We start from the raw sequence: 13564 nt of genomic DNA, 5'->3' as shown, positions 1-13564 counted from the left end.
AGGTTGCACACAATATTATCTTAAGCTCTGATCTCCTTGTCCTCTTATCGAAAGCCTTTTAATAGAAGCTAAACAAGTACCTTTTTCTGCCAGAAAAGTAATATTTCACGCCATCTCTGTAAAAAACTACGATTCAGACTATTATACTAATTAATTCTATTACCTTTGTTTTTATTATTAACATTCAAACATAATAATACTACTAAAACATGATGAACAAAAAAGTAGCTTTTCTGGCTCTGGCTATGGTTGTTGCCGGAGGCAGTTATGCGCAAAACAATGCAAAGAGCGAAAAAGCAAAAGCCTATCTTGTAGCTGATGCTCATCTGGATACTCAATGGAATTGGGATATTCAAACAACAATCAACGAATATGTATGGAATACAATCAGCCGGAATTTGTTTCTGCTGAAAAAGTACCCGGAATACGTATTCAACTTCGAAGGAGGTGTGAAATACGCCTGGATGAAAGAATATTATCCGGAGCAATATGAAGAAATGAAGAAATTTATCAATGAAGGACGCTGGCACATTTCCGGAAGCAGCTGGGAAGCCAGTGATGCATTGGTTCCTTCCGTAGAATCGGCTATCCGCAACATTATGTTCGGACAGACTTATTACCGTCAGGAATTCGGCAAAGAAGGTACAGACATTTTCTTACCCGACTGTTTCGGTTTCGGATGGACTCTTCCTACCATTGCTTCTCATTGCGGATTGATCGGATTCTCTTCACAAAAACTGGATTGGCGTAACCATCCTTTCTACGGAAAAAGCAAACACCCGTTTACTATCGGTTTATGGAAAGGTATAGATGGTAATCAGGTGATGCTGGCACACGGTTATGATTACAACCACCGTTGGAAAGATGAAGACCTTTCGGAAAGTAAGGAGATAAAAGAATTGACTCAACGTACTCCTCTCAATACTGTATACCGCTATTATGGTGCAGGAGATACAGGAGGATCGCCTACCCTGGAAAGTGTACGGGCTTTGGTAAAAGGAATGAAGGGTAACGGACCGGTAGAGATTATCAGTGCTACCAGTGACCAGCTTTACAAAGACTATCTGCCTTTCGACAAACATTCTGAACTTCCGGTATTCGACGGAGAACTACTGATGGACGTTCATGGTACAGGATGTTATACTTCACAAGCAGCCATGAAACTATATAATCGTCAAAACGAGCAGTTGGGTGATGCAGCCGAAAGAGCTGCCGTTGCCGCAGAATGGCTGGGTGCAGCAAACTATCCGGGACAAGCATTATCAGAATCATGGAAACGATTTATTTTCCACCAATTCCATGACGACTTGACGGGAACTAGTATTCCGCGCGCATACGAATTCTCATGGAATGACGAATTGATCTCAATGAAAGAATTTGCAGGAGCACTTACTTCTTCTGTGAATGCCATTGCCAAACAAATGGATACACGTGCAAAGGGTACAGCGGTTATTCTTTATAATGCAAATGCTTTCCCCGTATCCGACCTGGCAGAAATCATCCTTGAAATGCCGAAAGCTCCGAATGGCTTTACCGTTTATAATGCACAAGGCAAAAAAGTTTCTTCACAACTGATTGGCTACCAAAACGGAAAAGCTCGTCTGTTAGTAGCAGCCGATATTCCTGCCAACGGATATTCCGTATATGATGTACGTACAGGAGGAGCCGGTAAAGCAATCACTCCATCTGTATCCAATACATTGGAGAATTCAGTCTATAAATTGACCTTAGACAAAAACGGAGATATTACTTCTCTTATTGATAAACGTGGTAACAAAGAATTGGTAAAAGATGGAAAAGTAATCCGTCTGGCACTCTTCACAGAAAACAAATCTTACTCATGGCCTGCATGGGAGGTACTGAAAGAAACTACAGACCGTGATCCGATTTCTATCACAGACGACGTCAAAGTTACTTTGGTAGAGAATGGTGCCCTTCGTAAAGCACTTTGTATAGAAAAGAAACACGGTAAATCACTCTTCAAACAATACATCCGTTGCTATGAAGGTAATCGTGCCGACCAGATTGACTTCTACAATGAAATAAACTGGGAATCTCCAAACGCATTGCTCAAAGCTGAATTTCCTTTAAACATTGAGAATGAAAAAGCAACTTACGACTTAGGAATTGGTAGCATCGAACGTGGGAATAACACAAAAATTGCTTATGAAGTATATGCTCAGCAATGGGCCGACCTGACTGATAAAGACAACAGTTATGGTGTATCTGTAATGAACGATAGTAAATACGGATGGGATAAACCGAACAATCATACTATCCGTCTAACGCTTCTCCATACTCCTGAAACAAAAGGAAATTATGCTTATCAAGATCAACAGGATTTTGGTTTCCATACCTTTACTTATAGCTTGGTAGGACATAATGGAGCTCTCGACAAACCTGCAACGGCTATCAAAGCTGAAATACTGAACCAGCCGATCAAAGCATTCGACAGCCCCAAACATCCCGGAACACTGGGTAAAGAGTTTGCTTTTGTCCGTTCAAACAACGACCGGGTAGTGATCAAAGCACTGAAGAAAGCAGAAGTATCGGATGAATATGTAGTACGTGTATACGAAACCGGAGGCAAAGAAGCTCAAAAAGCAGCTATTACCTTTGCCGGTGAAATAGAAAATGCAGTATTAGCAGATGGTACGGAAAAAACAATTGGAAATGCAGACTTCAACAAGAATCAATTGAATATATCTATCAAACCGTACAACATACAAACGTTCAAAGTAAAACTGAAGAAGAAAGGAACTGTTCCGACTTTGAAACATGAATATTTACCATTAAATTATGACCGCAAATGTTTCAGTTGGAATGAATTCCGTCACGAAGGCAACTTCGAATCGGGCTACAGCTACGCAGCAGAGCTTCTTCCGGACTCTATCCTGACTGCCAACGGTATTCCTTTCCGTTTAGGAGAAAAGGAAGTTGCCAACGGCATAACTTGCAAAGGTAATGTAATTCAACTCCCTACAGGAAATACATATAATCGCGTTTACTTCCTGGCAGCTTCTACAAGCAATGATGCTACTGCCACATTCAGCACAGGCAATGCTTCACAAGAATTAACCGTGCCTTCTTATACAGGTTTCATCGGTCAGTGGGGACACTTGGGACATACTGAAGGGTTCTTGAAAGATGCAGAGATTGCTTATGTAGGTACACACCGTCATTCTTCACAAAAAGACGACGCATATGAATTTACATATATGTTCAAATTCGGTATGGATATTCCCAAAGGTGCTACCACAATCACTTTGCCGGACAATCCCAACATCGTAGTGTTCGCAATGACTTTGGTTAATGAAGAATATCCTTCTGTAACTCCTGTATCCGAACTATTCCGCACCGCCTTGCAGACAGCCGGAACAGCCGAAACATCTAGCAAAGTCAATTTGCTCAAACAAGCTAAACTTATCAAATGCTCCGGCGAAGTGAATAAAAAGGAACAGGCTCAATTTGCTATTGATGGCAACTTAGAAACAAAATGGTGTGACACAAGCAAAGCTCCTAACTACATCGACTTCGATCTCGGCAATGAACAAATAATCAGTAGCTGGAAATTTGTAAATGCCGGTAATGAGGGTAGCTCATTTATCACCCGTGACTGCTTTCTGCAAGGTAGAAATAGCCTGAATGAGGAATGGGAAACAATCGATGCAGTAATTGATAACCACAAGAATACAGTGGTACGCCAATTTAAACAGGCTTCATGCCGTTATGTCAGATTGTTGATTACACAGTCTACACAAGACAACGGACTGAATGCAGCCAGAATTTATGAACTGGAAGTTTATTAAATTGTAGAAAAAGAATAGAAAAAATTTATCTTTGGTGATCAGGGAATTAGCCTGTATACTTCATCCTGTAGTATACAGATCAGAAAATCCCCTGGTCACCATTTTTATTTTTCAAATTATTACTTGTTCAATGACTCTACTTTCGTAGTCAGCTATATTCAGACTGAAAGACAGGATTCTAAGCTAGTCATTAACATAGCAACAAGCAATTAAAAAGAAACAAATCGAAATACGATATAAAAGAGAAATAGTACACAAACAAACATTTTGTACTACACATATAGCAAAATAATTCATATTATAAACTTTATGGGGAAGAAGTTCATTTTTTATATAGATAAATGTGCATCAAAAGAAATAAAACACTATTTTTATCGTAAATTTCACGATTAGTTCTAATTTACTTTAAAAACACACATTTATCTATGGATCAAAAGAAATCGAACAGACTTCGTTCGTTAGACGCGCTGAGAGGCTTTGATATGTTTTTCATTATGGGTGGTGCGGGGCTCTTGGGCGCTTTATCACAGATATGGAGTAATCCTGTGACTGACTGGCTTGCCATTCAAATGCAACATGCCGAATGGGACGGATTTCAACATCATGACATTATCTTCCCCCTTTTTCTTTTCATTGCGGGAATCTCTTTTCCTTTTTCGTTAGCCAATAAACTGGAAAAAAACGATACGAAAGCTCAAATACAAAAAGATATATTCCGCCGTGGAATAATACTTTTCCTACTGGGTATTCTTTATAATAACGGACTTAATTTCGATTTCCCTAATATGAGATATATGAGTGTGCTTGGACGCATCGGTCTGGCATGGATGTTCGGAGCATTGATCTACACAAACTTTAAGCAACGGGCACGCATCGTTTGGATAGTAACCATACTAGTAGGCTATTATCTGGTAATCGCTTTTGTCCCAGCTCCCGATGCTCCAGCCGGAGTGAGCAATTTTAGCCCGCAAGGAAACTTTGCAGGATGGATTGACCGCGTATTGTTGTTCGGAACCTGGGCAGGTAAGTATCAGGACCCCGAAGGAATCCTGAGTACTATTCCTGCTATTGCAACTGCTCTGTTGGGAATGCAGGCGGGACGATTCATCAAGTGGGAAACAAATAAAGTTACTCCCTCAAAGAAAGCTTTATATTTGCTGTTAATCGGTATAGCATTGGTAATCGTAGGACAGTTGTGGGGTGAGTTAATGCCTATCAATAAAAAGTTATGGTCAAGCTCATTTGTTTGCTTCGTAGGAGGTCTTGGCTTCATGCATATAGCACTGTTCTATTATGTGATCGACGTGTTGAATTTCAAGAAGTGGGCTTTTTTCTTTACGGTTATCGGAATGAATTCCATCACCATTTATTTGGCACAACGGATTATCGGATTCACAAAAGCCTCCGAATTCTTTAGCAAAGGATGCATAGCGTTATCTCCTGATTATCTGCAAGGTTTTGTAGCCGATATATTCTATATCGGAGTGTGTTGGTATTTCCTTTACTTCCTCTATAAACACAAGATATTCCTGAAGGTGTAGCTTCGATATAAATACTCGCAAAGCGATAACATTTCGGGAGCATAGAGACATACATTAAAATTGCAATCTCTACGCTCCCGATCTATTTTTATAAACATTCAGAACTGACTTATAAAAGTAACTGTAGGTGACCTGAAAATCACCTAGTAGTAGTTGTCTCTCTACTACGGGGTAGTTGATCAACTACTGCGAGGTAATCAGTCATTTACCTATAGGTAATTTAAAGCAGCTCCAAAATAATTCATCTTATTATTAATTCAAGGTAATAGGTCTGTTCTCAGGCACCTTACCGAATTTCTTATTGGGCTTCTTACCCATTACAAATTTCAGAGTACTTCCATTTATTATATCATCATATAGAATATAACTCTGATTATAAGGTTTGCCATTCAAATAAACCTGTTGAATATAAATATTTTCTTTACTGTTATTTAATGCTTCTACAGTAAAGACCTTTCCACCACGTACTTTTACTTCCATCTTGTTAAAACGGGGGCTTCCGAATGCAAATATTCCTTCAGAAGGATTTACCTGATAGAATCCCATTGCTGAAAGAAGATACCATGCAGACATTTGTCCGCAATCTTCATTACCAATGATACCGTCGGGCTTGTCCGTATAAAAATTATCCATAATGAAGCGGACTTTCTCAGCAGCTTTCCATTGCTCACCGGCATATGTATATAAATAAGCAATATGATGGCTTGGTTCATTCCCATGTGCATATTGGCCGATTAATCCGGTAATGTCACTGGAAGCACCTTCACCCATACTATCATTATTCGTAAAAAAGCTATCAAGTTTATCGGTGAATGGTTTGTCACCACCGAACAGATTAATTAGTCCATACGGATCTTGCGGAGCAAAGAAAGTATACTGCCATCCATTACCTTCGCAAAAATCACCGACTCCGTGAATAGAACGTGCCGGATCATAAGGAGTCCGCCATGAACCATCTTCCATTTTCGGACGGATAAAGTGAATGGAAGGATCAAAATAGTGTTTATAATAATGAGCACGTTTCAAGAATTTCTCATAATCGGCAGTCTTGCCCATCTTCTTTGCCATGGCCGCAATTCCCCAATCATCTACAGCATATTCCATAGCAATAGAAGTTGCTTCATGCACTTTATCAGCAGGGATATATTCACGTGCCATTACAAAAGGAACTCCGTTCTGTTTTTCGTAAGTAGCAGTTGCCTTCATCGCCTGAAAAGCATCTTCTGCATTAAATCCGGTGAATCCTTTCAGATAAGCATCGGCAATTACAGGAACAGAACTATAGCCGGGCATCTGGTTCGTTTCCCCGCTCATTAAAGGCCAAATTGGAAGTTTGTCCTGTTGTCGATAAATAGAAAGCATCGAATTGATCACATCATCCACTCGTTCGGGATGGGTAATAGTCATCAACGGATGCAAAGCACGATAAGTATCCCATAAAGAGAGCGTAGTATAGTTCGCCTTTTTCGGATCTGTATAAATCATGTCATTCATTCCGCGATACTCACCATTGACATCGCAAAAGAGTGTAGGAGCAATCATCGTATGATAATGTGCCGTATAGAATACACGTTTGGCGGCTTCGTCGTCCGATTGGACAATCATTTTCTGTAATTGCTCGTTCCAGCGTTCACTGTTCATTTGCACTACCTTATCGAAGTCCCAATGAGGAAGTTCCTCACGCAAATTCATTGCTGCATTGTCGCAACTGACTGAAGATATAGCAACTTTGATCTTTACTTCCTTTACGTCACCGAAAGTCAGCACGCTCTTCACAGATTCCACTTTCAATTGTTCCCAAGGCTTCGGAGTGTTGTCATCATAGGCAGTAAACTTCTCTATCTTTTTATCACTCTTCAATACAAAGTAGACTTTACGGCTAGGGCTCCATCCTCTTACGTAACGATAACCTTCCACTGTAAAATCATCTACCTTGCGGATATAACTTTCATAAGCATTAGTGCCGTTACCTTCACGCAGGTCGATAAGAATAGAAGCCGGTTTCCCCTCAGGATAAGTGTAACGATGAAAACCTACCCGATCGGTTGTCGTCAGTTCTGCCTTAATATCGTATCTGTCTAATACAATAGAATAATATTCCGGACGTGTCACTTCATTAGCATGAGAATACCTCGAAGCATATCCATCTCGTATATCATCCTGATTTCCCCGGGGGGTACGGATTTCATTAAGGGGCATAATCAAGACATCACCTAAATCAGTACATCCCGTACCACTAAGATGAGTATGCGAAAAACCAATCATAATACTGTCGGAATGATGATAACCTGAGCACCAATCCCAACCCTTATGAATATTGTTCGGACCGAGTTGTACCATTCCGTAAGGTACACTCGTACCAACAAAGACGTGTCCGTGATAACCGGAGCCGATAGTCGGATCAACATACTGTAACAATCCTTCGCTCTTTGAATAATCTTTCTGGGCAACCCCATTGGCTGATATTGCCAAAAAACAGGAAGCTGCCATTAATAGCCTGAATGCGTTCATTTGTATTACTTAAAAATTTCTTCTTATTAATATTTAAATAACCATTTACATATTGAAAGAAGGTGGAATCGCATCATCTCCTGCTGCCCATGCTTTATTCGGACGTTTGCCCATGACAAATTCCAGTACTCCACCTTTCATTAGTTCGTCATGGCTGAACCAAGACTTATCCCAAACCTTTCCATTTAACTTAGCCGACTGAATAAACTTATTCTCCGGAGAATAATTCCGACAGACTATCTGGAATGTTTTACCATTGCTCAACTGAATTGTTTGTTTCTCGAATACCGGACTTCCGATGACATACATCGGCAAACCGGGAGTAACCGGATAGAACCCCATCATAGAGAATACCACAAATGAGGTCAATCCTCCTCCGTCTTCATCTCCGGGAATACCCATCAAGTCATTACGGAACCACTGCGTCAGCAAGTTACGCACACGCTTTTGAGTACGCCAAGGCTCTCCCGCATAATTATAAAGATAAGGAATATGCATGGCCGGTTCGTTTCCCATTGAGAACTGACCCACATTACCCGTATGGTCAGGGAACTGAGAATAGAAATCATAACGTGCTTTTCCTAAGGAAGTGTTGTACATCCGTTCCAACTCTTCCACAAAACGAGTTTTACCTCCCATCAAACTTACCAGATCATTCACATTATGCGGAACATCCCAACGATACACCCAAGCATTATTCTCATCATAAGTTTCACGTCCGCCCATTCCACTGGAGAAACGATAATCAAACGGCTGAATGAAATTGCCAAACGTATCTTTCGGATGGAAGAAACGAGTTTCCTTATTGAAAACGGTCTGATAGTTCAAACTTCTTTTCAGGAAATGATCTGCATCTTTCTTATTTCCCAGCAGTTTAGCAATATTACCCAAACACCATTCGTCATACACAGTTCCCAAAGTAACTGCAATCGGTTGGCGTTTTTCCCAGGAGTGAACTTCAGGAACAGTTTCTTCCTCGCCTACTGCAAGTGCAGGGAAATAACCGTGATCTTTATAGAACTGATCCAACACTCCGGCGGGTTGGGACGACCAGGGCGCCAATGTTTTTTCTGTAATACCAGCCTTACAAACTTGATAAGCTTTTTCCAGATCGAACGAGCGGATGCCTTTGTTATAAGCGTCCAGCACCGTGGCTACACCATGATTACTGTTCATACGCCGGCTATCTCCGTTAATTTCAGGGAAAGTAGGCATCCAATGATTTTCCATCTGATAAGCCATCCGGATAAATGAATTGACCATATCACTCTCTTTCTCCGCCTCAATGATCAATCGTAGAGGATGAGTAGCCCGGTAAGTATCCCAAATCCAATCATCCACATAAAATGGAGTTCCTTCGTCATCGTGTATTTTTCCGTCATAAGCACTGAAATATTTGCCGTCTTCGGAAATGCAGATCATACGTTCGTAAGTACGATACAATGACGTATAAAACACAGTTTTCTCATCATCCGTACCTCCGTTCACCCGAATCTTTCCCAAAGTTTCATTCCAGAGTTTACGTCCCGCATCAGCTACAGCTTGTAGATTGTAGTTTTTGATTTCACGGTGAAGATTCTTCTCAGCCTGTTCAGCAGAGATAAAGGAGACGCCATAGCGAAGTTTTACAGAAGCCGTTCCTTTGGGATATTCCATTATATAGAAAGCATTATTGCCTCTTGTCATCTTATCATTCGTATCGATAGCCCCTCCTTTGTGAGTACCTATTTTAAGTGGGACTTTATCTGTTTCTACATATATATAGACTTGCGTCCGGTTGCCCAGCTTCTGATAACCGCTGATTGACTTACCATCTGTTTGCAGTTCTCCGTCACGCGTGTTGAATATCAGATAAACAGGCTTGTCCGTCTGCGAAAAGTCCATCTGATAGATGCCCGCTTGATGCGAAGGAGCATACTGAACGTATATCTCGTTATCATCCAAATCTACACTGTAATAATAAGGTTTGATAACTTCATTATCGTATCCGTAATGTATAGTACTTTTAGCTTCGGACAAATCTCCCTGATAAGGGCTCAAATTGAAAGCTGAACTTCCCCGGTGACTAGTAACCATTAACGGCAAGCCATTAATGGCGTTTCCTGTAAAATTCTCCCGTTCGGGGTATACTCGCAGCATACTATTAGGTAAATGAACAGTAGGATAAGTTGGAACCAACAAGTGACTGATATTTCCGATATACGGATTAACATAATCAACCGGAGTTCTTTCCGGTGAACGATAAACGTTAGCTGTCAGAAATTGGAAAGGGATTAGACATCCCAGTAATAGATACAAAATTTGTTTCATGGTATGATCTACTTGATTAATTAAGAGTTTTCAAGATGCAAATATAATGTCTATTCCTGAAAAAACGGACTGTCGCTAGAATTTACTATGAGAATGGCTAAGATTTTAACTCTTTTGGCAAAAGAAAAAAGGATTTGTACTGATTAAAACAGTTCAAATCCTTTCCATAAATTTCCTTCGGGAAGAGGAGCTTCCAATTCTATCTGTTCCTTGGATACCGGATGTATAAACTTCACTTTTCGAGCATGTAAACAAATACTTCCATCAGGATTAGAGCGTGGAGATCCATATTTCAAATCCCCTTTAATCGGGCATCCCATTTTTGCCAACTGACAACGAATCTGATGATGACGTCCCGTTTTCAAATCAACTTCCAGCAGATAATAATTTTCCGAATGTCCGATCAGCCGGTAATGTAAAATCGCTTTTTTACTATTCGGCACTTCCTTGTCATAAGCAAAGCTTTTATTTTGCTTTTCGTTACGTACAAGGAAATGGACTAATTCACCTTCCGGTTCTTTCGGAGCATTCTTCACCACTGCCCAATAAGTCTTTTTCACTTCACTTGTCCGGAACATTTCATTCAGCCGGGCAAGCGCCTTACCGGTCTTGGCAAAAATGATAAGACCGCTTACGGGGCGATCCAGTCGGTGCGTTACACCGATAAAGACATTTCCGGGTTTCTGATACTTCTCCTTCAAATACTGTTTTACAGTCTCCGAAAGCGGAGTATCCCCCGTCTTATCTCCCTGAACGATCTCGGAAGCGGTCTTATTGACTACAATGATATGGTTGTCTTCGTATACAACAGTCATTCTGCCTGATTACATATTCATACCACCATCTACCTGAATCACCTGACCTGATACGTATGATGACATATCTGATGCCAGGAAGGTAGCGATGTTTGCCACATCTTCAGGAGTACCACCACGACGCAAAGGAATCTTCTTTGCCCAATCAGCTCTTACTTCTTCCGAAAGAGAAGCAGTCATATCTGTCAGGATGAATCCCGGTGCGATAGCGTTAGCACGGATACCACGAGAACCAAGCTCCTGAGCGATAGATTTAGCCAATGCGATCATACCAGCCTTAGAAGCTGCATAATTAGCTTGACCTGCATTACCGTGAACTCCTACAACAGATGCCATATTAATAATGCTACCTGCTTTTTGACGCATCATGATCGGTGTACAAGCATGGACAAAGTTGAATGCTGATTTCAAGTTTACATTGATCACCATATCCCATTGCTGTTCACTCATACGCATCATCAAACCGTCACGAGTAATACCTGCATTATTTACCAAAATATCGATACGACCGAAATCTTTATGAATTTCTTCTACAACCTTTGCAGTATCTTCGAAGTTGGCAGCATTGGAAGCATAACCCTTGGCTTTCACACCAAACGCCTCAAGTTCTTTAGCTGTTTTTTCTGCATTTTCATCAATTACAAGGTCAGTAAATGCAACGTTTGCTCCTTCAGCAGCAAACTTCAAAGCAATAGCTTTACCAATACCGCGAGCGGCACCGGTCACGATGGCTGTTTTTCCGTCTAATAATCCCATACTAAAAAGTTATTTAATTAAATTTCTGTTCTATGTAGCGCCCCAAACACAATGTTGGACACATATCTATTTCTAGCCTCGTCATCCAAATGAGCACCAATCTGCCCACGGATATAAGGTACTTCAATTCCTTTCACACAATAATGCACCAACTCAGCTGCCATTTCCACGTCATCAATCTGAAATACCCCTTTCGATTGTCCTTCCAACAGTACGGCTTTGAAAAGTTGTATTTCTTTTGCATCAAATCTTTTACGAACCTTCTCTACCCGCCATATATCACGGAAGAAGTTTGCACGTAACGTACCATTCCGGTAAACAACCTCTTTCACTGCATCCAGCCGAGTATAGATCATTTCCAACATCTTCTCGTCCGGAGAGATATTTTTCTCAGCCACCCGCTTCATCATATCGGACAGTATATCTAATTCCGACTCCACAACAGCCAAATAAATTTCATCCTTACTTTTAAAATAGGTATAAAGCGTTCGTCTACCTTTTTTAGAAGCAAGAGCGATATCATTCATTGTAGTATTCTCAACACCCATCTTCGCAAAAAGCTGACGGGCTACATCTACTAACTTGGCTTTTGTCTTGGATACGGTCATAGGCTACAAATTGCACATTGCTGAATATTTTGAGCAAAAGTAATTCTTTTCTTTAGACCATACAAGAAAACGGAGAGAATATTAACATTTGTATATTAATAGGTGCTAAGAAAAAGTTTCAACATTACTCATCTCATTATCAGCAATATATAAATCAAAGTCTTCTTTTCTGGAAAAATATTCTGCAAATAATTTGTTTATCCCAAAGAAAGCCGTACCTTTGCACCATCAAACATCGCGGAGTGGAGCAGTTGGTAGCTCGTTGGGCTCATAACCCAAAGGTCATTCGTTCGAGTCGGATCTCCGCAACTAAAGGTAAGATAAGCAGCTAATAGTCAAATGATTATTAGCTGCTTCCGATTTTATACCGGGACAAAATCGGGACATGTACCGAAATGCTCTAATTGGCAGATTATTAACGCTACATTCTTCGTAAATCGAAAGAATGTAAAAAAAATGTTTGCATCAAATTCAGAAAATAGCCCTATCAAAGAAATAATAGGGTATTCTTATCCCAAGCTCTACACGGGGAAGGAATGGTACATCGGCTTTAATGCTTTCGATCCGGCAAGTGGGAACATGCGCCGAAAAAAAATCAAATTGAATCACATTGGGAAGATTACAGAGCGAAGGAAATTTGCCTCTGGATTAATTTATCGCCTTAGTAAGCAACTAGAAAACGGCTGGAATCCCTGGATCGAAGCGGAAAATTCAAAAGCTTATCACAAATTCAAAGACGTTTGCGAAAGATATAAAAACTATCTGCAAAAGCTACTTAATGATGGTAATTTAAGGGAAAAGACACATTATGGCTATATTTCCATGCTACGCATGTTTATTTCATGGAATGATGCTAGGAAAGTGCCTATTACATATATATATCAATTCGATATGATGCTAGTCAGCGAATTTTTGGATTACATATATATCGATCGTAACAATTCAGTCTGCACCAGAAATAACTATCTAACGTGGTTAAGTACATTTGATGGATACCTAGTACAACATTCCTACACAAAAACAAAAGCAACAGAAGGAATAAGCAGTATAAAAAAGAATGGTTATAAAAAGGAGCGCGAAGGTATCACAGATAAAGATATGATACGTTTGCGCGAATATCTGGAAAAGGAAAACAAACATTTCCTATTAGCCAGTTACATATTACACTACGCTTTAATCCGGCCTAAAGAAATGTCCTGGTTAAAATTGTCCGA

General features: G+C 40.3%; 7 protein-coding genes, 1 tRNA gene and 1 pseudogene. 4 read left to right on the top strand and 5 right to left on the bottom strand.

Annotation, left to right across the window (positions count from 1 at the left end):
- Positions 1-212: 212 nt before the first annotated feature.
- Entirely contained in the window at positions 213-3809 is a 3597-nt protein-coding gene (locus tag PHO71_RS15725; RefSeq protein WP_300205199.1) for a glycoside hydrolase family 38 C-terminal domain-containing protein, read from the top strand.
- A gap of 425 nt (positions 3810-4234) precedes the next feature.
- A complete protein-coding gene (locus tag PHO71_RS15720; RefSeq protein WP_300205119.1) occupies positions 4235-5350 on the top strand; it encodes a DUF5009 domain-containing protein in 1116 nt (371 codons plus the stop codon).
- Between the two features lie 252 nt (positions 5351-5602).
- Here PHO71_RS15720 and PHO71_RS15715 read toward each other — a convergent pair whose 3' ends face one another.
- The 5 genes from PHO71_RS15715 to PHO71_RS15695 form a co-directional block, all read right to left on the bottom strand.
- A complete protein-coding gene (locus tag PHO71_RS15715; RefSeq protein ID WP_300205118.1) occupies positions 5603-7861 on the bottom strand; it encodes a GH92 family glycosyl hydrolase in 2259 nt (752 codons plus the stop codon).
- Positions 7862-7906: 45 nt separating this feature from the next.
- A complete protein-coding gene (locus PHO71_RS15710) occupies positions 7907-10171 on the bottom strand; it encodes a GH92 family glycosyl hydrolase (protein WP_300205116.1) in 2265 nt (754 codons plus the stop codon).
- A gap of 143 nt (positions 10172-10314) precedes the next feature.
- Positions 10315-10986, bottom strand: a complete 672-nt coding sequence (locus tag PHO71_RS15705; RefSeq protein ID WP_300205114.1) for an RluA family pseudouridine synthase — start codon at positions 10984-10986, stop codon at positions 10315-10317.
- 9 nt (positions 10987-10995) lie between these two features.
- On the bottom strand, positions 10996-11742 hold the full coding sequence (gene fabG / locus PHO71_RS15700) for a 3-oxoacyl-[acyl-carrier-protein] reductase (protein WP_300205112.1): 747 nt from the start codon (positions 11740-11742) through the stop codon (positions 10996-10998).
- Positions 11743-11759: 17 nt separating this feature from the next.
- Positions 11760-12350: a TetR/AcrR family transcriptional regulator gene (locus tag PHO71_RS15695; RefSeq protein WP_300205110.1), complete on the bottom strand. Its 591-nt coding sequence runs from the start codon at positions 12348-12350 to the stop codon at positions 11760-11762.
- 236 nt (positions 12351-12586) lie between these two features.
- On the opposite strand from PHO71_RS15695, the gene PHO71_RS15690 reads away from it, so the two are divergent.
- Together PHO71_RS15690 and PHO71_RS15685 are read left to right on the top strand one after the other, a co-directional pair.
- Positions 12587-12659 (top strand) — tRNA-Met (locus PHO71_RS15690).
- Between the two features lie 147 nt (positions 12660-12806).
- Positions 12807-13564, top strand: a pseudogene (locus PHO71_RS15685) (site-specific integrase); the annotation flags it as partial.

This window comes from Bacteroides sp. (assembly GCF_028690125.1).
In the GTDB taxonomy this organism is placed as follows: domain Bacteria; phylum Bacteroidota; class Bacteroidia; order Bacteroidales; family Bacteroidaceae; genus Bacteroides.
The sequence above is the reverse complement of the archived record's forward strand: the minus strand, read 5'-3'. Positions and strand labels throughout refer to the sequence as shown.

Coding starts and splice junctions, on each gene's coding strand:
- PHO71_RS15725 (WP_300205199.1), top strand. CDS start 213: ATGAACAAAAAAGTAGCTTTTCTGGCTCTGGCTATGGTTGTTGCCGGA.
- fabG (WP_300205112.1), bottom strand. CDS start 11,742: ATGGGATTATTAGACGGAAAAACAGCCATCGTGACCGGTGCCGCTCGC.
- PHO71_RS15695 (WP_300205110.1), bottom strand. CDS start 12,350: ATGACCGTATCCAAGACAAAAGCCAAGTTAGTAGATGTAGCCCGTCAG.
- PHO71_RS15720 (WP_300205119.1), top strand. CDS start 4,235: ATGGATCAAAAGAAATCGAACAGACTTCGTTCGTTAGACGCGCTGAGA.
- PHO71_RS15715 (WP_300205118.1), bottom strand. CDS start 7,861: ATGAACGCATTCAGGCTATTAATGGCAGCTTCCTGTTTTTTGGCAATA.
- PHO71_RS15710 (WP_300205116.1), bottom strand. CDS start 10,171: ATGAAACAAATTTTGTATCTATTACTGGGATGTCTAATCCCTTTCCAA.
- PHO71_RS15705 (WP_300205114.1), bottom strand. CDS start 10,986: ATGACTGTTGTATACGAAGACAACCATATCATTGTAGTCAATAAGACC.